This is a genomic window from Spongiibacter sp. (assembly GCF_041602295.1).
Classification (GTDB): Bacteria; Pseudomonadota; Gammaproteobacteria; order Pseudomonadales; family Spongiibacteraceae; genus Spongiibacter.
This window is the reverse complement of sequence record NZ_JBFIGO010000044.1, coordinates 1-22,892: the sequence shown is the minus strand read 5'-3', so window position 1 is coordinate 22,892 and position 22,892 is coordinate 1. Positions and strand designations below refer to the sequence as shown.

Below are 22,892 nucleotides of genomic sequence, written 5' to 3'. Positions count from 1 at the left end.
CGATAAACCGGGTGCTACTTGGCGTGAACAGTCTAGTCATCGACTACCGCCGTCACGACCACAAAACGGGGGCGGAGTACTTTGAGTTTAATGAAGAACGCAAAGTCGTCAGGTCGTCGGCGCACTATGCCGACTGAGGGCACCAACAACTGGCAGCAAGGCGCGCCCTGCAGTTGCCGGACAAGGTACATGAGGTAGCACCATGAATTATATGAGCCTGGTAACTGGGCACCTTGCCACAGTGGTTCCGGCGATGTTTATCAGGGCCTACCAGTTGTGCCAAAGAAAGGGCACGGTTCCGCACCGATCACTGGGAAAGATATACATGGGGCTGATGCTGGTGACGGCAGTTATCACGCTGATTATGCCGGCCTACGTGGGGCCGACATTGCTAGATCATTTTGGCCTGATACATTTGCTCAGCCTGCTGGTTCTTCACTCGGTGTACAGTGCGCTTGCCGCGGTCAAGCAAGGCGACATTAACGCCCACAGAAAGCATATGATCGGCCTGTATATTGGCGGCATACTGGTTGCAGGCGCATTCACCCTGGCGCCACAACGGCTGATTCACGGCTGGCTGTTCGGCTAGCTCAGTCGACCAGGCGCTGTTTGCGAAGCCGTTGACTCTAAAGCCAGCACCAGGGTTTACGCTGCCCTTTTCGGATATGGGTATTTGTTGTGAATGTTTTCGGCTTCTTTGGGAAATCGGCAAGCCTTGGCGTAATAGTCAGCGCAATGGGCTGCGCGGCCTGCTTTCCTGCCCTGGGCGCTTTGGGCGCGGCGATTGGCTTGGGATTTTTGTCGCGTTATGAAGGGCTGTTTATCAACACGCTGCTGCCAATTTTCGCGACGATGGCGCTGCTGGCCAATCTTGCCGGCTGGTATCAACACCAGGTTCACCACCGGGGGCTGCTCTCGCTGCTGGGGCCTGTTGCCGTGCTGCTAAGCCTCTACCCTCTCTGGCAGTTTGCCTGGAGCACATACCTGTTCTATGGCGGTCTGGTGTTAATTTTTGCGGTGTCTATGCTGGATATGGTCAGGCCAGCCGGGGTGGCACAATGTCAGCACTAATACTCGAGTCGGAAATATGCTGTCCGGAATGCGGCCACAAGCAGCTTGAAAAAATGCCGACGGATGCCTGCCAGTGGTTTTATGAATGCCGGTCATGCCACCGGCTGCTAAGGCCACTTGACGGTGATTGCTGTGTTTTCTGTTCCTATGGTTCGGTTAAATGCCCGCCTATTCAGCAAGGTGACAGCTGCTGCCGTTAAGGCGCCCGCGCGGGCCGCACAGGAGTCGACAATGGACATTAAACTCGCTGAAAGCGATCGGGAAATAGACGCGTGTTTTGTGGTTATGAAGGAGCTGCGACCGCATCTGCAAGGCGACGACTTCTGCCGCAGGGTGCGCGCGCAACAAGCCGACGGTTATAAGCTGGCCTATATCACAGGCAAAGACGGGGTTGTCGCGGTAGCGGGTTTTCGCAGCGGGGCGAATCTCGCCTGGGGCAACTACATCTATATTGACGACCTGGTCACCGCCGCATCCACAAGGTCCAAGGGCTACGGCAAGGCCTTGCTGGAATACATAAAATCCTATGGCGCGGAACGCGGTTGCGAGCAGCTGCATTTGGACTCTGGTGTACAGCGACACGCTGCCCACCGGTTTTACGAACGCGAGGGCCTGCTTGCGGCGAGTTTGCACTTTGCCTGCCCAACCCGCGGCTAAGCATATCGGGCTATCGACAACATACGCCGCCAGCCGCTGCGCCATTGGCCTGGCTAACTAGCGCCGGCAAGCCCGGCTTTTTCTGCCCCGCCGCCGGCTATACCGCCAGGCTTTGACAACCGCCTTGCTTGCGCGCCATCCCCAGCAAGGCAAGGCGAGCCGCGCTGGGCTGCACTGCTGGCCGCTACGTCGTATTATCAACACAGCACAAGACAATGCCTGACCGGCTGCGCTCACCGCCACGCCATGGTTTGGGAGGGAAGTCCAATGCCGCTCTACCCGCTCGCCGCCGCTACAGCGCTGCTGCCGCAGCTCGCCATTATCGCCAGCTATCTCTGGGCCGCCAGCCTGGGCCACGTGGACTGGTGCCTGCCCCACCTGCACAGCTGCACCTCGATCAGCGCCACCGGCCGCCAGCCGCCGGAGAGTTTCTTATTTAAGGGGCTGATGATGCCGGCGGCGGTGCTGCTGGCGGCCTACTGGTACGCCAGTGTGCACTGGTTGCGCAGCCGCGGCTGCGCGGCTCAGCGGCGGCTGCAACTGTTGCTGGCCATGGGCCTGCTGGGCGCTGCGGGCTTGAGCCTCTACACCCTGATGCTGGGCCACATCGGCCCCAGCTACCAGCTGCAACGCCGCATCGGCGTGGTCACATTTTTCGGCACCACCTTTCTCGGCCAGCTGCTGATTATTCACCTGTTGGGCCAGTGCCGGCCGCTGCCGGCCGCAGCCCGGCGCAGCCAGCGCCTGCTAGTGCAGTGCGCGGTGGTGGTTCTGCTGACCGGACTGACCAGCGTGGCCATTTCTGCCCTTTCCGAGGCGCTCTATCACCGCACCGACGACGCCTTTGAATGGACCTTCAGCCTGCTGCTGTGCCTGCATGTGCTAATCACCGCCCGGCTGTGGCAGCAATCCGACTTCCGGCTGCAGTTCCACAGCCGGGGCTGAGCGCGCCGTGTCAAAGCAATGTACAAGGCCGTAGCCAATTGCCCGACACTCGCGAAGAACCGCCCCTGCCCCCGAAACACCAGCCCCTGCAAGGACATAGTGGCCAAGCTAGGGAAGCGCACCCACCCATACATTGACATCATTCAATGTTACATATAATAATGTCTAGCTTAAGCCAATCACAGGCGCTCATTACCATGCCGGAACTACAAGCCCTAGCGCCCAATTTGTGGGTCGTCGATACACCGCATCGCTTCCTGGGACTGCATCTGGGCAGCCGCATGACGGTGGTCAGGCTCAAATCCGGCAAAGTGGTGCTGCACTCCCCGGTCGCGCTTTCCGCTGAGCTTGCTGAGCGCATTAACGCCATTGGCCCGGTGCGCCACATTGTCTGCCCGAACCGCTTCCACCATATGTATGCCGCACAGGCAGTCGCGGCATTCCCCGAGGCCTTGCTTCACGGCCCTGCGGCGCTGCACAAAAAGCGCAGAGACCTGAAATTTGACGCGCTGCTATCGGCGACCCCACACCCAGACTGGCAAGGCGAGCTGCTGCCACTGACGATCGACGGCAGCCTGCTTAACGAGACGGTGTTTTATCACCCGGACAGCCGCAGCCTGATCACTTGCGACCTGGTGGAAAACTTTCACCGCTGCACGCATACGCCCACACGCTGGTATCTGCGGCTGGGAGGCATTCTGGGCAGGGTGGGCTGGCACCCACTGCTGCGACCGCTGTACCTGAATCGCCGCCGAGCCCGCGACAGCATTAATCGATTGCTCAACTGGCCGTTTGAACGCGTCATTCTTTCTCACGGCAACATAATCCAAGGCGACGCCCACCGGGCGATACGTGATGGCCTGGCCTGGCTTTACTGATGTCTGCCAGCCAACCAACTAGCGAAGGTACCTCGATGCACAACTCTTCTGTTTCACTTGAGCCGCAGCCAAAGAATCAGGCCGGCCGGCCACAGCGCTGGGTGATTAGCGTTTTTCTGATCTTCGCCTTGGTAATGGGTTTCTACGCCTTGACTGCCATCGAAGCCTCGCACAGCAATTTTGCTGCAGTTTACGACCCGTCGATACGCGAAGGCCGGATCGCTGCCCAACAGGAAGTACTGGCCGGACGCGCCGACAACGCCGCCAAAACGTATTGGACGTCCACGGGCATAATGCTGCCGCTGGCCAGCAAAATGAGTGGCGCTCCGGAAGCCCTTTACGGCGAAAACGGTATTTATGACACGCTGATTTACTACTCGGAAATGCCGAAATCGCATATTGCCACGCTCTCTTTCCACAATCTGATGGGCGGCTTATGCATGCTGTTCGGCGCCTTTCAATTCTGGCCAGCATTTCGCAAGCGCGCGCCGCGCTGGCACCGGGGCTTCGGAATGCTCTACATGGTGGCGGCGCAGGTGGGCATGATTGCGGCCATGTCTTACATGGTGATGACGCCACTGGAAAAAATGTATGACACCCTGACCTTCACCGTTGGCCTGTGGTTTCTGGCCATTGGCGTGACGCTGACGCTGTGGCTATCGATCTGGCATTTGTGGCGCAAGGAGTACGCCCAGCATCAGGCCTATATGGCGCTTAACTACGGCTTGCTATTAACCGCCCCCTTTACCCGTATCAACTGGACCTGGGCCGCCAACTTGTTCCCCAATATGCCACAGGGCATCAGCAACTATGTCGCCACGGCGGTATTGATTCCCAGCTGTATTTTTATCGGCTATGCGCTGCTGTGTATGAACCGCTGGCTGCAAAAAGAGCGCTTAACACCCAATACTAAACCGACGATATCACCAGCCCTGCAAACGGCGTTCACCTACACAGCCATCGGCCTGGCGCTGCTGACGATCACTACTCAGCTGTGGACCGCACTGTTGCAGCCCGGCCTGGCTCAGTCGGCGCTGGCCCAGCAAATGCTCCCGGCCACCGTTATTGCCCACGATACGGCGGTGCTGGGCGACGGCCTGTCGTGGTCCCGCCTTATTCATGCCATCAGTACGCTGGCGGCAATGCTGTGCGGCATCCGCTTCTTGCAGATTACCTTCCTTAAACCGGCAGCGGGCAGTGCGATCGCAGCACGTCCCTGGTTGGCAGGTTTGATGGTATTCGCGCTGGCCGATGGCGCCGTGCAGTTGCTTTGGGGCTGGCGGTACGGCGCTCCCAGCAGTGCCACGTTTGCGGCGGGCACCCCCTTTTTGCTTAACGGCAGCTGTTCGTTGCTGTTTGCGCTGCTGCTGGGCTGGGCGTTACGCCGTGGCGACCAGGCACTGGCGAAGGAGTGGGGCATATTCACCATGATCTGCGTGATGGCCTTGCCCGCATTTTACTGGGTGTTGGCGGTACTATCGGTAATGCCGATTGCCGATATATATATCCAGCAGGGCCATGCCTATCGACTGGGTATGTACGGCGGCTTGTTCCTGTGCACTGCGGCGGTAATATATAGCGCCTACGGCGAGGTGACACAACGGCGCTTTGCACGCTGACCCCGCCATACCGACTGCGCCGAGACAGACTTTTTACTGACTGCCTCGGCCACTGAACGCCCTAGTTCGCGCGCCGGCGCCTGCTAGCGCAGTGCGCGGTGCTGATTCTGCTGACCGGACTGACCAGCGTGGCCATTTCTGCCCTTTCCGAGGCGCTCTATCACCGCACCGACGACGCCTTTGAATGGACCTTCAGCCTGCTGCTGTGCCTGCATGTACTGATCACCGCCCGGCTGTGGCAGCAGACCGACTTTCGGCTGCAGTTCCACAGCCGGGGCTAAGCGCACGACCGCAACTGCCGACGGACTCAGGCCACCCGTTCGCCCGGCACACCCGCCGGTCTCTAACGCTTAAAATTTGACAAGCCCTGCCGCCGGCCTTAGAGTTGCGCCGCCTGTGTCAGGTGCCCAGCAGCCACGTGCAAATGGGTTAAACGGGAAGTTCGGTGAGTCGATAGCCTCGACAAGACCGACGCTGCCCCCGCAACGGTAATCACTGCAAGGTGAGAGCCCGGAACCGGCCTGATCAGTATTCACCCGATGTAGCGGAGGGCTTCATCAGCGGTCGTATACTTGTATATTGCCTCTATCCCTCCCTCATTGCTGCCCGTTATTAGCTTTGAGGTATACCATGAAAAACCGTCAACTCGCTGTTAGCGCTGCCCTGCTCACGGCACTGAGCAGTCACAGCCTCGCCGACGCCGGCGACCACGATATTGAAACCACTGTCGTTACCGCGACCCGCACCGAGCAAAGCATCGCCGAAGTACTGGCACCGGTAACGGTATTTGAACGCGCCGACATCGAGCGCATTGCCCCGCTAGACCTGCAGGAACTGCTGTCGCGGGCCGCTGGTGTAAGCTTTGTGCGCAACGGCGGCCGCGGCGCGTCCACCAGCCTGTTTTTACGCGGCAACCAGAGCAACCACTCGCTGCTGCTGGTCGACGGCGTGCGCGTGGGCTCGGCAACCCTGGGCAGCCCGTCGCTGACCAACCTGCCCCCCGAGCTGATCGAGCGCGTTGAAATTGTACGCGGCCCCCGCTCTGCGCTGTATGGCTCGGAGGCGATTGGCGGCGTAATTAACATCATCACCAAGAAATACCACGACGCCGATGGCGTGAAGCCCTTTGTGCAGCTCAGCGCGGGTACCCAGGGCACCATCAAAACACTGGCCGCAGTGAACGGTGGCGACGCCCGCACCCAGTTCAGCCTCAGCGGCCTGTATGAAGAAACCGACGGCATCGACAACACCACCAGCAAGGCGGGACGCCACGGCGACGACGACGGCTTTGAGCAGCAGGCAATTAATGCCAGCCTCAGCCACCGCCTTAACGACCGCGCCCAGCTGTTTGCGCTGTACCAGCAAAGCGACAGCGAGAGCGATTTCGACGGCAGCTGTTATGACAGCAGCTTCAATAAATATGACTGCGCACCCTATTCCGACAGTCGCGTTAGCATTGGTGGATTGCGTGGTGAGTTCCAGCTGACAGACAACTGGCAGCTGCGTGTGGCAGTCGGCCACTCCACCGACGACAGCAGCATTGAGTACCGCTTTCTGGAGCCTGCCGGCCAAGCTGCTGGCGTCAGCGGCGATACCTTTAATACCACCCGCAAGCAGGCCTCTGTACAAAACGACTGGCAACTGGGCAGCCACCATATGCTCACCCTGGGCGGCGAGTATATTAACGACGAAGTCGACAGCACCCGGAGTTACGGCCAGGACGAGCGCGAAAACCACGCCGGTTTTGCCCAGTGGCAGGCCGACTTCGGCCGCATTGACTACGTAGTGGGCTGGCGCCACGACAGCAACGAGCAGTTCGGTTCCCACGATACCCGCAACGCCGCAGCCGGCCTCGACCTGCCAAAAGGCATGAAGCTGATCGCGTCCTACGGCGAGGGCTTTAACGCACCGACCTTTAACGACCTGTACTACCCCGGTTACGGCAACCCGGCACTCAAGCCGGAAAGTTCGCGCAACCGCGAACTGGAACTGCGCGGCAAACAGGGCTGGGGCAGCTGGAGCGTCAATTACTTTATTAATGACGTCGAACAGCTGATTCAGTACAACCCAGCCACCTTTGGCCCCGACCAAATTGAATCGGCAACCATCGAGGGCATTGAGCTGGGTCTGGCAACCGTGGTCAAACACTGGCATATCGAAGCCAACGCCACTCTGCTCGACACCGAAGACAATAACTCGGGCAAAGAGCTGCGCCGCCGCGCCGACAGCCAGGTCAATGTCGATGTCGACCGTCAATGGCAGCAGTGGGGCGTTAATGCCAGCCTGCGCCTGGTCAGCGACCGCTATGAAAACACCAGCAATAGCGACGAGCTGCCCGGCTACGGTCTGGTTGATGCCGGCCTGTCCTACCAGCTCAGCAGCAGTGTAAAACTGCAGTTGTCGGTGAAGAACCTGTTTGACAAGGAATATGTCAGCGCCAGACACTTCAGCCTTGGCAACTATGAGTCCATCGGCCGCGAGGCACTGCTGAGCATCAGCTACGCCCCGTAAGGCAAACGGCAACTTCTGCGCGGAGCCCGCTCACCATGAACGAAGAAGAAAAGCGCCATCAGGCGCGCATGCAAAAGAAGAAAGAGCTGATTGACGCCAAGGTGGCCCAGGCCACCGAAGAGCGCGGGGTGCTGATCGTGCTCAGCGGCCCGGGCAAGGGCAAGTCCAGTTCTGGCTTTGGTACAGTGATCCGCTGTGTTGGCCACGGCTACAAAGCGGCGGTGGTGCAGTTTATTAAAGGCACCTGGGACTGTGGCGAACGCAACTTCTTGCAGCAGCGCTGCCCCGAGGTGCCGTTTATTGTGATGGGTTCCGGCTTTACCTGGGAAACCCAGAGCCGCGAGCGCGACCGCGAGGCCGCGCAACTGGCTTGGCAACAAACCAAAGAATTACTGCGCGACGAGTCAGTGTACTTGGTGCTGCTCGACGAGCTGACCTATATGCTCAAATACGGCTATATCGACGCCGAAGACGTGTACGAGGCGCTGCGCAACCGCCCCCGCGAGCAGAGCGTGATCATTACCGGCCGCGGCGCGCCGCCGGCACTGAAAGAGCTGGCCGACACGGTGTCGATGATCGACAACAAAAAGCACGCCTTCCACAGCGGCATCAAGGCCCGCAAGGGCGTGGAATTTTAATGCGCAAATGGCTGCTGGCGCTGTGCTGCGCGCTGCTGGCACTATCGGCGGCGGCCGACGGCCAGCGCTGCGTCAGCGATGATCGCGGCAAGCCGATCTGCTTGCCCGCCCCCGCCCAGCGCATTATTGCCCTGTCGCCCGGTGCCACCGAGCTGCTGTACGCCGCCGGCGCCGCCGAGCAGCTAATTGCCGCGGTGAGCTTTAGCGATTACCCGGAAGCCGCCAAGGCGCTGCCGCGCGTGGGCAGTTACAACCGCTTCGACCTGGAAAGCATTATCAGCCTGCAACCGGATCTGCTGATCGGCTGGCACAGTGGCAACCCCACTGAGCAGCTGGCGCAGCTGGAAGCACTGGGGCTGACGGTGTATTACAGCGAACTGCGCGGCTTTGACGATGTCAGCCGCACGCTGCGCCGGCTGGGCACACTGGCCGGCACCGAGGCCCGCGCCAATGCCGCCGCCGACGATTTTCAGCAGGGTATCGAAGCCCTGCGTCGGCAGTACCAGCACGCCGACCCGCTGCCGGTGTTCCAGCAGATCTGGGTCAACCCGCTGATGACCGTTAACGACGAGCACCTAATCAGCGAGGCCACTCGCCTGTGCGGCGGGGTCAATGTGTTTGGCGAGCTGCCCAGGCTGGCGGCGCGTATCGACCACGAGGCGGTGTTGGCCGCCAACCCCGAGGCCATTATTGCCGGTGGCATGGGCGAAGAAAATCACAGCTGGCTAAACGACTGGCGCAGCTTCAGCGGCCTGTTGGCCGTGCAGCGCGACAATTTGTTTTTTATTCCGCCGTCGACCCTGCAGCGCCCTACGCCGCGCCTGCTCGACGGTACCCGCCTGCTCTGCCAACACCTGGACACCGCCCGTGGCCGCCGCTGAACGCAGCCTGCCGCGCCTGCTGCCGGCCTTGTTGGTGCTCGGCCTAGCTGCGCTGCTGTCGCTGGCACTGAGCGTCAGCACCGGCAGCGTGGCCATTAACAGCAGCGAGCTCTGGCAGGTCCTCAACGGCGGTGGCGACGCCCTGCACCGCACCCTGATTGTTGAACTGCGCCTGCCGCGCAGCCTCGCCGCCTTTGCCACCGGCGGCCTATTGGCCGTGGCCGGCGCGCTGATGCAAATCCTGCTGCGCAACCCGCTGGCCGACCCCTATGTGCTGGGCCTGTCGGGCGGCGCGGCGGTGGGCGCGCTCAGCGCCATGCTCGCTGGCCTGGGCAGCGCGGTAGTCTCCGGCTCAGCCTTTGTCGGCGCCATTGTCTCGGCCGTCACCGTCTTTGGTCTGGCCCACGGCACCGGCAGCTGGACCCCGACCCGTCTGCTGCTCACCGGGGTGGTCATCGCCTCCGGCTGGGGCGCGGTCATCACCTTTATGCTGGCGGTGGCGCCCACCGAAAACCTGCCCGGCATGCTGTTCTGGCTGATGGGCGATCTGGCCTACGCGCGCAGCCCCTGGCCGGCACTGATTACCCTACTGGGGATTTCGCTGCTGTTGCTGCCACTGGGCCGCAGCTTGAACGTGCTGGCGCGCGGACCGCTGCAGGCCGCCGCACTGGGTGTGGCGGTGAAACCGCTGGAGTGGGGCATTTATATCACCGCCAGCCTGCTGACCGCGCTGGCGGTCACCACCGCCGGCAGTATCGGCTTTGTCGGACTGGTAGTGCCGCATATGCTGCGCTTGCTACTGGGCAACGACCAGCGGCTGATTTTGCCCGCCTGCGCCCTCGCCGGCGGCACCCTGCTGACCCTGGCCGACACCCTGGCGCGCACCATTATTGCTCCCGAACAACTGCCCGTCGGGGTGATCACCGCCCTGCTCGGCGTGCCCAGCTTCCTGTTTCTGCTGTATCGGAGCCGCTGATGAGCCGCGAGATTCTGTTGACCGCCGAACAGCTGCATATCGACATCCCCGGGCGCGGCGACGGCAGTGCGCTGAGCTTCAGCATTGCCCGCGGCCAGATCTGGGGCGTGCTCGGCCCCAATGGCGCCGGCAAAACCACCCTGCTACACAGCCTCGCCGGTCTGCGCAAACCGCGCAGCGGCCGCGTGCTGCTTAAGGGCCGAGATCTGCGCCAGCAGCGCCGCCGCCACATTGCCCAGCAAATGGCGGTGGTGTTTCAAGAGCGCCCCGACAGTTTTCCGGCCACGGTACTGGAGTCGGCGATGATCGGCCGCCACCCTTTTCTCAGTGCCTGGGACATGGAGTCGGCCGACGATCTGGCCATCGCCCGCGAGGCACTGGCGCGCATGGAACTGGCCGGCAAGGAGCAGCAACTGGTCAGCACCCTGTCCGGCGGCGAAAAGCAGCGCCTGGCCATTGCCACCGCCATGACCCAGCAGGCCGACCTGTGGCTGGCCGATGAGCCCGGCAACCACCTTGACCTCCACCACCAGGTGGCAGTAATGGGCATGATGCGCGAGCAGGCCGCCGCCGGCAGCGCGGTCTTGCTGTGCCTGCACGACATTAATATCGCCGCGCGCTACTGCGACCATTTGCTGCTGCTCTACCCCGACGGCAGCGCCTGCTGGGGCGAGGCCGGCACCATGCTGCAAACCGCCGCGCTGGAGCGCCTGTATCGCCAGCCCCTGCGGGTACTGGAAGATCAGGGCGAGCGAGTATTTCTGCCCTGCACCGACAGGCCCTACTGCGATGAAGACTGACTTTAGCCCAAGCGACATCGACGCCATTTACCGGGTGATTGCCGCGCGCCGCGACATGCGCCATTTCGCTGGCGGCAGTGTTGACGAGGCGACCCTGCGCCGCCTGCTGGAAGCCGCCCACCACGCGCCCAGCGTGGGCTTTATGCAGCCCTGGCGCTTTATCCGCATTCGCAAGCCGGCGCTGCGCGACCAGCTCTACCAACTGGTGCAGGCGGAAATTCAACAGTCTGCCGAGGCCCTGGGCGAGCGCGGCGAGGAATTTTTACAGCTTAAGGTCGAGGGCATTCGCGACTGCGCCGAGCTGTTAGTAGTGGCGCTGTGCGACCAGCGCCAGCGCTATATTTTTGGCCGCCGCACACTGCCGGAAATGGATTTGGCCTCGGCCGCCTGCGCCATTCAAAACCTGTGGCTGGCCGCCCGCGCCGAGAACTTGGGCATGGGCTGGGTGTCGCTGTTTGAACCCGAGCCGCTAAAGCAACTGCTGAATATGCCCGCCGGCAGCCAGCCCATCGCCCTGCTCTGCCTGGGACCGGTGACCGAGTTTTACGACCGGCCAATGCTGGAAAGCGAACACTGGGACCAGCGCCGCGCGCTGGACAACCTGATTATGGAAGACGGCTGGCAGGCCGATGGCCGCCCCGACGATGACGCCAATGGCTAAGCCCCTTAATGGCTGAACCCCTAAATGACTAATACCCTAAATGACTAAGACCTTAATGGTACAGGGCACCACTTCCGACGCCGGCAAAAGCGTGCTGGTGGCGGCGCTGTGCCGCGCCCTGCAGCGCCGCGGCCTGAACGTCGCGCCGTTTAAGCCACAGAATATGGCACTGAACAGCGCGGTGACCCCCGACGGCCGCGAGATTGGCCGCGCCCAGGCCGTGCAGGCCCGCGCCTGCGGCCTGCCTCCGCACAGCGATATGAACCCAGTGCTGCTAAAGCCCAACAGCGACACCGGCGCCCAGGTGATTATCCACGGCCTGGCACTGAGCAATATGGAAGCCCAGGACTACCACGCCTACAAGGCCACCGCGCGGCGCGCGGTGCTGGACTCCCACCGGCGACTCAGCCAGCAGTACGACTGGATTGTGGTAGAAGGCGCCGGCAGCCCGGCAGAGATTAATCTGCGCGCCAACGACATTGCCAATATGGGCTTTGCCGAGGCCGTGGACTGCCCGGTGATTATCGTCGCCGACATCGACCGCGGCGGTGTATTTGCCCACTTGGTCGGCACACTGGAGCTGCTGTCAGCCAGCGAGCAGGCGCGGGTCGCCGGCTTTGTGATCAACCGCTTTCGCGGCGATATCGCCCTGTTGCAGTCGGGGCTGGACTGGCTGGAGGCGCGCACCGGCAAGCCGGTGCTGGGCGTGCTGCCCTATCTGCACGACCTGCACCTAGAGGCCGAAGACGCCATAGATGCCAGCCAGCAATTGACAGACGCCGCGCTGCGGGTGGCGGTGCCAGTGCTGCCGCGCACCAGTAACCACACCGACTTCGACGCCCTGCGCCTGCACCCCAATATCGACCTACAGTTTGTCCGCAAGGGCCAGCCACTGCCCGCCTGCGACCTGCTGATTCTGCCCGGCAGCAAGAGTGTGCGCGGCGACCTGCAACAGCTGCGCAACAACGGCTGGGCCGAGCAACTGCTTCGTCACCTGCGCTACGGCGGCAAGGTACTGGGCATTTGCGGCGGCTTTCAAATGCTCGGCAGCGCCATCCACGACCCACTGGGGATAGAAGGCCCGGCGGGCAGCAGTGACGGCCTGGGCCTGCTCGACTTCGACACCACCCTGGCCGCCGACAAAACCCTGCGCCAGGTGACGGGCCACTGCACGCTCAACGGCCAGCGCAGCAGCATTCGCGGCTATGAAATTCACGCCGGGGTGAGCCGCGGAGCAGCGCTTTCACAGGCCTTTGCCGACATCGACGGCCGCCCTGACGGCGCGGTCTCCGCCGACAACCAGCTGCTGGGCAGCTATATTCACGGCCTGTTTGACGACGACGCGGCGCGGCGACTGCTGCTGGACTGGGCGGGCGCCCGCCAGCAACAGGACTTTGACTACGACGCGCTGATTGAAGCCAACCTCAACCGCGTGGCCGACTGTGTGGAACAACACCTGGACCTAGAACGCCTGCTTCGCGACTGACACCGCACGTTAGCTATGCCGCTAGGGCCATGGTTTGGCGGCGCGGCTGGGACAGCGGCCCATCTGCCGACAGGCGACTGCTGCCCGCTTGCACCACAAGGGTTTTCACCTCGTCCATCCCCCCGACTGATCGGCGCGGCTGATATCGGCGGCGTAGTAAAATTCAGCCTGGCTGCGCTCGCGGCTGACAGCGATTAACACAAAGCCCTTGCTCTTCAGCTCGCTGTATTTCATATGCAGATTGGCCAGCGGCTGTCATTGCCCCCACCGCTGCAGGCTGTCAGTATGGACGTGCAGAGACTGGCGGCGGTCATGACTTTGACAAAAAGTCGACGATCCATGGAGATACTCACAGACTGATATTGCGCTCATCAGTGAACGCCGTGAGCCTAACGCCCTAATATGACAACCCTGTTTCCAAAGAGAGCCTTATGATGCGATACCTGTTTGGCGGCCATGCGCGGTCGTGGTTGCTGATCGGCCTGCTGGCAAGCCTAAGCGCCTGCAGCAAGCCCATCGACTTCACCGATTACACCATTGAAAACTTGCTGAAAAAAAATATTGAAGGGTTGGCCGAACCGGCATTTTTTGAGCTGCGCGAAATCAGTATTCTGAGCAAGCAGGACGAAGGCGAGCGCGGCAGCGCCGAGGTGTATATCTACCTGTACTTTGCCGACGACTTAGCCAGCGTAGCCGAAAAACGACAGCTGTCGCCCGACAAGATGGAATACCGGCAGTACGAAAGCAGCTTCGGCAATTTCGCCGCCGGCGAAACCCAGCGCCACCACGCCGAATACCGATTCTTTCGTCGCGATGGCAAGTGGTATATCAGCGGCAGCCGCGCGCTGTCGGCACCGGTAATACAGCCGTCGCGCTAACCGTGGCTGTGCAACTGCACCCAGGGCTCGCGACCGGGCTGGCGATAGATGTGAAAGCGGCTGAGGCCGGCATAGGGCACCGACAGCCGCGTCATTGCGCCCATCGGCATACCCAGCCAGTGGCAGATCATCACGCGAATAACCGCGCCGTGTACCACCAGTAACAGCGACTCGCCCTGATGGCGCTCGGCGATGCGATCCAAGCTACTGGTGATGCGCGCGCAGAAATCGCTCATGGCCTCGCCATTGGGCGGGCTGGCCTGTTCCGGCGACTGCCAGAACTGCCGCCAGACTTCGGGGTCGCGCTGCTGGGCCTCGCTGTGGGGCAGGCCCTCCCAGTCGCCAAAATGAATTTCGCGCAAATTGTCATCAACGCTCAAGGCGATACCGCGCTGCTCTGACAACTCCTCAGCAAAGCGCACACAACGCTGCAGGGGTGAGCTGATAATGCGATCCCAGCCGTCGCTCACCGCCGCTACTTTGTCGCGCATTTGCCCCCAACCCTGCGCGCTCAGCGCCACATCGGTGCTGCCGCGAAAGATTTCGCCGCCCTCGCAGGCGCCGTGGCGCAACAGGTCAATACGACTGGTGGTGACGCTCATTAATCGTTACCCCGACTCACACCGGCCTGCTCGAAGCTGGCCATTTCATTGTGCAGGCGACAGGCGGACTGCATGATGGGCAGCGCCAGCGCCGCGCCACTGCCCTCGCCCAAACGCAGATCCAATTCCAACAGCGGCAGGGCGTCCATTTTGGCCAGCAGGCGCTTGTGGCCGGGCTCTGCCGAGCAGTGAGAGAAAAACAACCAGGGGCGAATACTGGGGTTAACCTTGACCGCCGAGATGGCCGCCGCGGTGCAAATATAGCCGTCGACCAAGACCGCAATACCGTTTTGCGCGGCGCGGATGTAGGCGCCAACCAGGGCGTTGATTTCCAACCCGCCAATGCGCCGCAAGGTTTCCACGCCGTCTTTCATATGCGGCAGATGACGGGACATCGCCCGCGTCACCACCGCCGCCTTCTTCGCCAGGCCCTGCTCGCTGATGCCGGTGCCGCGCCCGACCATGGCCGTGGCCGACAGGCGGGTGTGCGCCACCGCCAAGGCGGCGGCCGAGGTACTGTTGCCAATGCCCATTTCACCGCCGAGGAAGATGTCGATATCGCCAGCCTCGTCGACAATATCGCGACCGACGGCGAAGGCCTCCAGGCACTGTTCGCGGTCCATCGCCTCGGTCACGCACATATTCTGCGTTCCGGCAGCGACGCGCCGGTCGACGACATTGGGCAAGTCTTCTATGGCGTAGACCGTACCGGTATTCACCACCTGGAATTTTGCCCCGAGACTTTTCGCCAGTACGCTGATGGCGGCACCACCGTTGGCGAAGTTTCTCACCATCTCGGCGGTCACCGTCTGCGGATAGGCCGACACCCCCTCGGCGGCCACGCCGTGATCGGCAGCAAATACCGCAATAAAAGCGCGATCCAGTTTAGGTGTTACCGTGCCCTGTATCGCCGCCAATTGTACGGCGACGTCTTCCAGACGACCCAGCGAACCACGCGGCTTCGTTAAATTGTCCTGGCGCTGCTGCGCCGCCAAACGGACTTCTTCATTGGGCTCGGGCGCGGCCTCGAGATACCATTCACTCACAATTTTATCCTTTTAAAGTTTGTTCTAGGCCGGCGGTAACAAACACCACGCGGTCGGCAACAGCGGCGATGTCCTGGTGCAGGCGCCCCGCCTCGTCGACAAAACGCCGCGTCAGCTCACCCATGGGCACAACCCCTTGCCCCACTTCATTACTGACCAGAATTAACTGCCCCGCCTGCTGCTGAATACATTGCAGAAATGCCGTGCGCACCCGCTGCCACTGCGCCGCGTCATCCCGGCCCAGCCAATTGCTCAACCACAGGGTAAGACAATCTACCAAGACGCAGCGGTCTTGCCCGGCATGATCGGCTATGGCGGTACAAAGCTGTTCCGGCGCTTCGACTGTCTGCCAACCGCAACCGGCGCGCTGCTGACGGTGATGAGCAATACGCGCCGCCATCTCTGCATCGCCGGCGGTCGCGGTGGCGATATACACCAATTCACGACCGCTGGCACAGGCGCGCTGCTCAGCCAAACGGCTTTTCCCGGAGCGTGCGCCCCCCAAATACAATTCCAGCACCCTGACTCCTTATTATGTTATTGACCGGTGCTGAGCTGCCCGAGGCCGGTAAGTCACGTATACTTTACGTCGGCCACCACTCAGAACGCCGGCGCTTCATTCTACAAGACAGCAACAAGCAGAGGGAAATATGGGACACCGTTTATCCAAGATTTATACTCGCACCGGCGACGACGGCAGCACCGGCTTGGGCGATGGCTCGCGGATAAACAAGGACCATGTGCGCATGGAGTCGATTGGCAATGTCGATGAACTGAATTCACAAATCGGCCTGTTGATTGCCGAGCTGCCGGCCGAAGACGATTTTGCCGCCCTGCTGTCACGCATCCAACACGACTTATTTGATCTCGGCGGAGAATTGGCCGTGCCGGGTTATACCCTGGTCAACGCCGAGCGCATCGGCGAGCTGGAACAGAGCTTGGACGCCCTCAACGAAGACCTGCCACCGCTGAAGAATTTTATTTTACCCGGTGGCAGCAAGCCCGCCGCGCTGTGCCATTTAGCGCGCGCCATTTGCCGGCGCGCCGAGCGCAGCTTGGTGGCACTGAGTCGTGAAGATCAGGTGAATGACACCAGCCGCCAGTACTTGAATCGCTTATCCGACTTTCTGTTTGTGATGGCCCGGCTGCTGGCGCGACGCAACGGCGGCGACGAGGTGTTATGGCAGCCCGCCGATAAACGCTAACTCAGTGAGCTATCACAACCAGGCCGCCCCGCGCACGCCGCTGCTATCGCCGTAACGCGCCGGCAGCAGGCGACTGCGGCACTCGTCGCTAAACACCCACTGCCCCCACAACTCGGGCACTCGGCGGTACAGCAGGGGAATATTGGACAGACCACCACCGAGCACGATGACCTCGGGGTCGACAATATTGATCACCAGCGCCAAAGCCCGCGCCAGGGCGCGACAATAATTTTCCAATACCTCGCCGGCACAGGCATCACCACTGTCGGCCAGCGCGACCAACTGCTCTACGCTGCTTGCCCGGCCACCGTGACGCCGGAAGCTCGTCAGCAGCCCAGCTCCACAGAGATAGGTTTCAATGCAGTCGCGACGCCCGCAGTAACAGGGCCGGTCCTCGAAAGCCCCTGGCAGCGGATTGTGGCCCCATTCTCCGGCAATGGCATTACCACCCACCAACAGCTGTTTATTCACCACCAAGCCGCCGCCAACCCCAGTGCCAAGAATAACGCCAAACACGGTTGTAGCCTCGGCACCACTGCCGTCAACGGCTTCGGACAGCGCAAAGCAATTCGCGTCGTTAGCCAGGCGCACCTCGCGCCCCAGTCTCGCCGACAGATCACCCTGCAGTGGCTGGCCATTAAGGCAGGTGGTATTGCAGTTTTTCATGGCGCCGGTTTTTAATGACGCTGCGCCGGGAGAGCCCACGCCAACAGAAGCCACCTCGCCAAGCTCGGATTCTAGGCCTTCAACCAAGCCGGCAATCGTTTCAAGAATTGCCGAGTAGCTACCGGCGGGGGTCGCTGCACGACGCCGCAACAGCACTTCGCCGCAGCCATCCAGAGCAAGCACCTCGATTTTAGTGCCTCCAAGATCCACACCAATACGCATTAGAACAGCTGCATCAGCGCCATCACCGCAACCCAACACAACAAGCTACGCGACAGTAATTGCTGCACCGCCTGCAATTCATCGGCCGCCTGCTGCACGAAGCGCTCACCATCGAGTTCGGCATCAACAACCGACGGCAGCGAACCGCTACCCAATTCATTCAGGTACTCGTCACTGGGCAATTCGCTTAACAGCATCCCCCGCCACCGGCTAAAGCTGCCCTCGAAATCGCCAATCAAGGCAAAGGCAAAGCCCAGTAGGCGCACCGGCACCCACTCCAGGTAATACAGCAGGGTTTTACTTAGATCGCGCTCATCTTGGCTGACCAGCGCATCTTGGCTGGTTATAAATAACAGGCGATATAGCAGCGCCGCCGCAGGACCGAGCAAGAAGAACCAAAACACCACTGCAAACCAGCGCTCGAAGCCCTGGTAAAACACCGCTTTGCGCACAGCATTGTGCATTTGCAGAGCATTGTCCGCACCGCTATCACAAAGCTCGGAGCTAAAGTGCTGGCCGTATAGAAAGGCCCCTTCAAGATCGCCGCGCCGCCAGGCATTGAGATATAACCGCAACTGAATATGAAAGTCACCTCGTCCCAGACTGTAGAGCAATACCGCCACACTGAGTAGAAACAGCGGTAGACCGAAAACCAAGGGCCCCAACAGCCACACCAACAGCGCAATCAACAGCACCGGGGCCATAGCAAACACCGCCAAGCGCAGTTGCGGCTGCGGAATATAACGCAACATGCGGCGGTAATGAGGCAGCCAGCTGTCGTGCTGCAGCAGTGCTCCACTGCCCCAAAACTGTACCGCTGCCCATGCAATTAGAATCGCAAAAAATTCCATCTTCTAGTCAGTCTCTCTGTTGCCACCCAGCCTCTTCTCAGCTCTGAGCGGTGATTAGTGCCCGGTAGTAATGCCAGTCAAACGCGGGACCGGGGTCGGTTTTTCGCTGCGGCGCCACATCGCAGTGCCCGGCAATACGGGGCAGTGTTATGGCAGGAAAACGTCGCTGCAAGGCGATGGTTATTGCCGCCAGCTCGCGATACTGAGCGGCGCTATACGCTTGATGGTCCTCGCCTTCCAGCTCAATTCCGATGCTGAAATCATTACAATTTTCACGGCCATCAAATGCGGACACACCGGCGTGCCAGGCGCGCTGCAACAGCGAAACAAACTGGAAGCTCTTGCCCTGACGGTCGATGAATACATGTGCCGACACCCGCAGGTCCGCCAACTCCTGCAGTTCCGGGTGGCGAGTGCAGTCCAGTGTATTGCAAAAAAACTGCTGAACACAGCCCGTGCCAAACTGGCCCGGAGGCAGACTAATATTGTGTATCAGTAACAAGCTGACCTCTTCACCGAGTGGTCGCTCATTGAAGTTGTCCGAGGGACATTTGCAGGCGTGCTCAAACCAGCCATCGCTGTCAATGCTATACATTGCCGCTCCTAATTTTATGAGTGGCAGTTTAGCAGGCGAGGGCAGAGGGCGGGAATCGAAATAGCCTTGAGGGGTTAAAGCGCGACACTGGCCCCAGACCCAATAGAGCCCAGGCACAAACTGTGAAAAGAGAAAAAACAGTGAAAGCTTAGGCTAGCGGCTTGTCATTCATATCGCGCAGATTGCTGATGACCGACTCAAGGGCGCGGTCAAACATACGGTCGTCGTCAATAAGCAGCAGATCACCATCCGCCAAGGCCTGCGCCAAAGTCGCACGATTGTACTCGGCCACCTTGATGCCCGCGCGATTGACAAAAATATACTTGCCAATGCCGTTGATCACCGCCGCCAGCCGACACCGCAGCATTTTGCTGTCATCCTGACGCAGGTCCACCCAGTTACCGACCCGCAAGGAGTCCAACGCTGCAGCTTGTTGCTGCGCCAACAATTCAGCCTCATCAACTTCGGCTTGGCCAGCGTCATCGAGTTCTGACAGCGCTGCATCCAGGTGTGCCAACTCCTCAGTTTCTGCACCGCTAACAGCGCCGGACGACCTGTCCAGCTGCGGCCGACGGTTCAGCTTGGCCATGTGCAGCCGCTCAAGCTGCTCGAACCACTGCCCTGTTTCAAAGGCGTTTAAGGACACCCGGTTGAAACCCAAACGCAGCGTCTCGATCAATACTGGCAAAGCGGCAATCAACTCATTGCGGTGCTCGGGCGCATTATTGGGCGCCACACTCCACAGCAGGCGCTCAACAAACTCGACTTCGTCTCTAAAGCTGGCACTCTCTGGTCCCGACTGCACATAAGACAGAAACAGCACCTTACTCCAGCCATCCTTGACGATTTTACTGACAATTACCGGATAACTATTACCGGCCAACTTCTCATCCAATAGACCGCTGATATAACCGCGGGCAGCTTCGGCTGTGGCCTTGCCACCCTCTGCATTAACAGTGCGCTGGGCCACCAGCTCTGCGCGGCGTTGTGCTTTTTCCACAAAGCGGCTGAACTCACTGAGGACATCGACAAACACCTGGCTGTCGACACCAAAGTCGCCAAGCACCCGCATCACCACTTCTTCAAGCTTCTTGTACAGCGGATCTTTCTCTGGCGAAGACACCGGAGACCAACCAATACCCGCCCCCACAATCGCACTGAGCAATTTGCGCGCAGGGTGCTCCTCGCGGCTGAAAAAACTCTTATCGAGCATTGCCATTTTCAAGATGGGAATTTGCAAGTGCGCAAGCAAACTTTTCAGCGGGTCGGACAGGCCGTCACCTTCGAGCATGTATTGAAACAATGTGCCGACAAAATGAATGGTGTCTTGATCTCGCTCAACCGATAGTGCCGAAGCATCGCCCGGTGACACCCGGCTAACTTGCTGCAGGCGCGAGACCAGTTTTTGAGAAATCTGCTGAAAAGCGCCATCATCATTAGCAGCCCCGCGATTTTTCAAGTGGCTGAACTGCTCGTTCTGCATGTCCTGCAGCGCCACCATAAACGACGGCTTAGAAAGCGTCGGAGCGTCCGCAGACGCAGAGCCATCAAGTGCCTTATCCAGCGCATCTATCAGCTGGTTGACAAGCTCCCCAGGCGGAACAGCCTGCTGGCTTCCCCCCTCAGCAGAGTTACTGCCCATTGCACCGAGATCTTGGGGCGCATTTTCCTGCTTTGCCGTCGTCGGTTTACTCAGGCTGTCCAGCGACAGTCCCTGAGATTCCAGCACGGGCACCAGCACTGCGAACAACTCGTCGAAGCGCGACACAATCTTGGTATCGAACAGTTTAAATAAGACCAAACGCGCCTTGATGTCGACATTCAAATCTTTGCAAGACTCACCCAAGGCCTTGGCAATCTTTGCCGGCCCCATCGGCAGTTCCGCAGCGGCTATCGCATCGCCGCCGACACTGTGCTGCCACGCCGTACACAGCTGCCATAACTCTTGCAGATAGCGACGCTCGGCCTTCTTAGCCATGCCCTCTATCGCCACCAGCTCTTCCAGGGCATCGGATTCAAGCAGCTTCAACTTAGCGCGGCCGTGCTCGGCAGAGCCATCCACTGCGGTCTGCAGCTCCCTGGCAAAATTGTTGCGAAGCCCGCTGATAAAATTCTTTTCGACTTGCTGGCGATGAACACGAATTTCGCGCATCGAATCAAAGTAAAGGTGCTGCTCCTTGGCGCTACTCGCCTCATCGGCCAGCTCGAACAACATGTCATCCACATCGTCCAGCAAACCGGTCAGTCGCTCGCTGAGAAACAGCTCGCATTTCTCTTGCAGCGCAGCCAAGACCGGTGGCAAGTCGCGAGCGCGAGTCGACGCGGGGGGCTCCGCCGCCTCACGCCGGGTGGTTAGATCCACGATGTTATTAGATTTATCCGCCATCTTCGCTCTGCCAGTGTTATCCCGATACTGTATTTGTTGTGCGCATTGTTCTCAGCTATCCGCAGCCTGATACTAGCAGTCCCGCACCCCGACTTCGGTAAATGCCGCCTCGCATTTACTGTTCAGCCCAAAAAAAGGCCTGCTAGGTCACACAGTTATACCAAAGTGACGTTACCCCGTCAGTAGCGACATACCCATATATGCATGCCGGCTACACCTGGCGCCATCAACTTGCTACACTCCGCGAGCCCTGAACAGCGGCCAAATACATTATCGCTGCTGTCCTGTTAAACTTTTTATAGCAGCTGCCATTTCACTCTCACCAGCAGGGGAATCTACCTAGGGCGAGAGATCGGACTGTGCCATTGCCGCCGCCGATAAAGCATAGCGCAGCTATATTAATAAATACCATAGATAGTGGAACTATTGCCATGCAGTTTTTCGACGCCCTGATCAATGACCGCAAAAGCGCTGTGCGCGCGGCCTTGCAAGAAGATATCGGCAGCGGCGACATCACCGCCATGCTTATCCCTGCAAGCGAACAAGCCAAGGCGCGCGTGATCAGCCGCGAGCAGGCAGTGATCTGCGGCCGCGAATGGGTCGATGAAGTTTTTAAACAAATTGATAAGTCGGTCACACTTCAATGGCAGGTAGAAGACGGCCAGAGCGTTGCGCCGGACACCACACTGTTTGAGCTTAGCGGCAGCGCCCGCGCTCTGCTGACCGGCGAGCGCAGCGCCCTCAACTTTCTGCAACTGCTTTCCGGCACGGCCACCATCTGCAGGGAGTACGCCGACATTGTTGCCCACACCCCGGTCAAACTGCTCGACACCCGCAAAACCATTCCCGGCCTGCGCACCGCGCAAAAGTATGCGGTGAGTTGCGGCGGCTGTCACAACCACCGCATCGGCCTCTACGACGCCTTTCTTATTAAAGAAAACCACATCGCCGCCTGCGGCGGCATCGACAAAGCGGTAAGCACCGCCCACGAACTGGCCCCCGGAAAACCGGTAGAGGTCGAAGTGGAATCGATAACAGAGCTTGAACAAGCCCTCGCAGCAGGCGCCGACATTATTATGCTGGACAACTTCAGCCTGAACGACATGCGCGAAGGTGTGCAGCTCACCGCAGGCCGCGCCAAGCTCGAAGCCTCGGGCAATGTCAGCAAGGAAACTCTGGCAGCTATCGCCGAAACCGGCGTGGACTATATTTCGATAGGCGCCCTGACAAAGCATGCGCGGGCGATTGATTTGTCGATGCGGCTAATGGACTAAATAGTATATTAAGCATTTTAAGCACGAGCCCCTTACACGAGGGG

At 60.1% G+C, this 22,892-nt stretch carries 26 protein-coding genes and 1 riboswitch; of the genes, 18 read left to right on the top strand and 8 right to left on the bottom strand.

Annotated elements, in window-relative coordinates; translation table 11 throughout:
- Positions 1–202 precede the first annotated feature (202 nt).
- The 15 genes from ABYM29_RS09155 to ABYM29_RS09085 all read left to right on the top strand — a co-directional run bounded on the left by ABYM29_RS09155 (position 203) and on the right by ABYM29_RS09085 (position 13,123).
- On the top strand, positions 203–589 hold the full coding sequence (locus ABYM29_RS09155; RefSeq protein WP_372864425.1) for a DUF2306 domain-containing protein: 387 nt from the start codon (positions 203–205) through the stop codon (positions 587–589).
- Positions 590–678: 89 nt separating this feature from the next.
- Complete coding sequence (gene merC / locus ABYM29_RS09150; RefSeq protein ID WP_372864424.1) at positions 679–1,071, top strand: organomercurial transporter MerC; 393 nt, start codon at positions 679–681, stop codon at positions 1,069–1,071.
- The gene (locus tag ABYM29_RS09145; RefSeq protein WP_372864423.1) at positions 1,059–1,271 is read left to right on the top strand and encodes a GDCCVxC domain-containing (seleno)protein; all 213 of its coding nucleotides are present in this window, start codon (positions 1,059–1,061) and stop codon (positions 1,269–1,271) included. Before merC ends, ABYM29_RS09145 begins: the two co-directional genes overlap by 13 nt.
- Positions 1,272–1,302: 31 nt before the next feature.
- A complete protein-coding gene (locus ABYM29_RS09140) occupies positions 1,303–1,728 on the top strand; it encodes a GNAT family N-acetyltransferase (RefSeq protein ID WP_372864422.1) in 426 nt (141 codons plus the stop codon).
- Between the two features lie 267 nt (positions 1,729–1,995).
- Entirely contained in the window at positions 1,996–2,673 is a 678-nt protein-coding gene (locus tag ABYM29_RS09135) for a hypothetical protein (RefSeq protein ID WP_372864421.1), read from the top strand.
- A gap of 197 nt (positions 2,674–2,870) precedes the next feature.
- A complete protein-coding gene (locus tag ABYM29_RS09130; protein WP_372864420.1) occupies positions 2,871–3,551 on the top strand; it encodes a DUF4336 domain-containing protein in 681 nt (226 codons plus the stop codon).
- A gap of 35 nt (positions 3,552–3,586) precedes the next feature.
- Entirely contained in the window at positions 3,587–5,170 is a 1,584-nt protein-coding gene (locus tag ABYM29_RS09125) for a DUF2306 domain-containing protein (RefSeq protein WP_372864419.1), read from the top strand.
- A 98-nt stretch (positions 5,171–5,268) separates the two neighbouring features.
- Entirely contained in the window at positions 5,269–5,451 is a 183-nt protein-coding gene (locus ABYM29_RS09120) for a hypothetical protein (RefSeq protein WP_372864418.1), read from the top strand.
- Between the two features lie 103 nt (positions 5,452–5,554).
- A riboswitch (cobalamin riboswitch) is annotated at positions 5,555–5,710 on the top strand.
- A 90-nt stretch (positions 5,711–5,800) separates the two neighbouring features.
- Positions 5,801–7,681 carry a TonB-dependent receptor domain-containing protein gene (locus ABYM29_RS09115; RefSeq protein ID WP_372864417.1) on the top strand — a complete coding sequence of 627 codons (1,881 nt, stop codon included), beginning with the start codon at positions 5,801–5,803 and terminating at the stop codon, positions 7,679–7,681.
- 35 nt (positions 7,682–7,716) lie between these two features.
- The gene (cobO, locus tag ABYM29_RS09110) at positions 7,717–8,319 is read left to right on the top strand and encodes a cob(I)yrinic acid a,c-diamide adenosyltransferase (protein WP_372864416.1); all 603 of its coding nucleotides are present in this window, start codon (positions 7,717–7,719) and stop codon (positions 8,317–8,319) included.
- A complete protein-coding gene (locus ABYM29_RS09105) occupies positions 8,319–9,200 on the top strand; it encodes a cobalamin-binding protein (RefSeq protein WP_372864415.1) in 882 nt (293 codons plus the stop codon). The genes cobO and ABYM29_RS09105 overlap by 1 nt, the downstream gene beginning before the upstream one ends.
- Positions 9,187–10,176: a FecCD family ABC transporter permease gene (locus tag ABYM29_RS09100; RefSeq protein ID WP_372864414.1), complete on the top strand. Its 990-nt coding sequence runs from the start codon at positions 9,187–9,189 to the stop codon at positions 10,174–10,176. Before ABYM29_RS09105 ends, ABYM29_RS09100 begins: the two co-directional genes overlap by 14 nt.
- Positions 10,176–10,976 carry an ABC transporter ATP-binding protein gene (locus ABYM29_RS09095; RefSeq protein ID WP_372864413.1) on the top strand — a complete coding sequence of 267 codons (801 nt, stop codon included), beginning with the start codon at positions 10,176–10,178 and terminating at the stop codon, positions 10,974–10,976. The genes ABYM29_RS09100 and ABYM29_RS09095 overlap by 1 nt, the downstream gene beginning before the upstream one ends.
- A complete protein-coding gene (gene bluB / locus ABYM29_RS09090) occupies positions 10,966–11,637 on the top strand; it encodes a 5,6-dimethylbenzimidazole synthase (RefSeq protein ID WP_372864412.1) in 672 nt (223 codons plus the stop codon). Before ABYM29_RS09095 ends, bluB begins: the two co-directional genes overlap by 11 nt.
- Before the next feature lie 40 nt (positions 11,638–11,677).
- Positions 11,678–13,123, top strand: a complete 1,446-nt coding sequence (locus tag ABYM29_RS09085; RefSeq protein WP_372864411.1) for a cobyric acid synthase — start codon at positions 11,678–11,680, stop codon at positions 13,121–13,123.
- A 105-nt stretch (positions 13,124–13,228) separates the two neighbouring features.
- On the opposite strand, the gene ABYM29_RS09080 is transcribed toward ABYM29_RS09085, so the two are convergent.
- A complete protein-coding gene (locus ABYM29_RS09080) occupies positions 13,229–13,357 on the bottom strand; it encodes a hypothetical protein (protein ID WP_372864410.1) in 129 nt (42 codons plus the stop codon).
- Positions 13,358–13,554: 197 nt separating this feature from the next.
- On the opposite strand from ABYM29_RS09080, the gene ABYM29_RS09075 reads away from it, so the two are divergent.
- Positions 13,555–14,001 (top strand): hypothetical protein, encoded by a 447-nt coding sequence (locus ABYM29_RS09075; protein WP_372864409.1) that lies wholly within the window; start codon positions 13,555–13,557, stop codon positions 13,999–14,001.
- On the opposite strand, the gene ABYM29_RS09070 is transcribed toward ABYM29_RS09075, so the two are convergent.
- Genes ABYM29_RS09070 through cobU form a run of 3 tightly spaced genes read right to left on the bottom strand, consistent with a single transcriptional unit; the run spans position 13,998 to position 16,169 of the window.
- Positions 13,998–14,603 carry a histidine phosphatase family protein gene (locus ABYM29_RS09070; protein ID WP_372864408.1) on the bottom strand — a complete coding sequence of 202 codons (606 nt, stop codon included), beginning with the start codon at positions 14,601–14,603 and terminating at the stop codon, positions 13,998–14,000. The two genes, ABYM29_RS09075 and ABYM29_RS09070, sit on opposite strands and share 4 nt — an antisense overlap.
- Positions 14,603–15,649 carry a nicotinate-nucleotide--dimethylbenzimidazole phosphoribosyltransferase gene (gene cobT, locus ABYM29_RS09065; RefSeq protein WP_372864407.1) on the bottom strand — a complete coding sequence of 349 codons (1,047 nt, stop codon included), beginning with the start codon at positions 15,647–15,649 and terminating at the stop codon, positions 14,603–14,605. The genes ABYM29_RS09070 and cobT overlap by 1 nt, the downstream gene beginning before the upstream one ends.
- Positions 15,650–15,653: 4 nt before the next feature.
- Complete coding sequence (cobU, locus tag ABYM29_RS09060; RefSeq protein WP_372864406.1) at positions 15,654–16,169, bottom strand: bifunctional adenosylcobinamide kinase/adenosylcobinamide-phosphate guanylyltransferase; 516 nt, start codon at positions 16,167–16,169, stop codon at positions 15,654–15,656.
- Between the two features lie 130 nt (positions 16,170–16,299).
- Between cobU and ABYM29_RS09055 the strand changes: the two genes are divergently transcribed.
- Complete coding sequence (locus ABYM29_RS09055; RefSeq protein WP_372864405.1) at positions 16,300–16,854, top strand: cob(I)yrinic acid a,c-diamide adenosyltransferase; 555 nt, start codon at positions 16,300–16,302, stop codon at positions 16,852–16,854.
- A gap of 12 nt (positions 16,855–16,866) precedes the next feature.
- Here the strand turns inward: ABYM29_RS09055 and ABYM29_RS09050 are convergent, their stop codons facing one another.
- The 4 genes from ABYM29_RS09050 to ABYM29_RS09035 all read right to left on the bottom strand — a co-directional run bounded on the left by ABYM29_RS09050 (position 16,867) and on the right by ABYM29_RS09035 (position 21,574).
- Positions 16,867–17,742 carry an ROK family protein gene (locus ABYM29_RS09050; RefSeq protein ID WP_372864404.1) on the bottom strand — a complete coding sequence of 292 codons (876 nt, stop codon included), beginning with the start codon at positions 17,740–17,742 and terminating at the stop codon, positions 16,867–16,869.
- Positions 17,742–18,593, bottom strand: coding sequence for a regulatory signaling modulator protein AmpE (gene ampE, locus ABYM29_RS09045; protein WP_372864403.1), 852 nt, complete (start codon positions 18,591–18,593; stop codon positions 17,742–17,744). The genes ABYM29_RS09050 and ampE overlap by 1 nt, the downstream gene beginning before the upstream one ends.
- A gap of 37 nt (positions 18,594–18,630) precedes the next feature.
- Entirely contained in the window at positions 18,631–19,188 is a 558-nt protein-coding gene (gene ampD, locus ABYM29_RS09040) for a 1,6-anhydro-N-acetylmuramyl-L-alanine amidase AmpD (protein WP_372864402.1), read from the bottom strand.
- A gap of 148 nt (positions 19,189–19,336) precedes the next feature.
- Positions 19,337–21,574 carry a DUF1631 domain-containing protein gene (locus tag ABYM29_RS09035; protein WP_372864401.1) on the bottom strand — a complete coding sequence of 746 codons (2,238 nt, stop codon included), beginning with the start codon at positions 21,572–21,574 and terminating at the stop codon, positions 19,337–19,339.
- Between the two features lie 431 nt (positions 21,575–22,005).
- Here ABYM29_RS09035 and nadC point away from each other — a divergent pair, with 431 nt between their 5' ends.
- Positions 22,006–22,848 carry a carboxylating nicotinate-nucleotide diphosphorylase gene (gene nadC / locus ABYM29_RS09030; protein ID WP_372864400.1) on the top strand — a complete coding sequence of 281 codons (843 nt, stop codon included), beginning with the start codon at positions 22,006–22,008 and terminating at the stop codon, positions 22,846–22,848.
- The last annotated feature ends 44 nt before the right edge of the window (positions 22,849–22,892 follow it).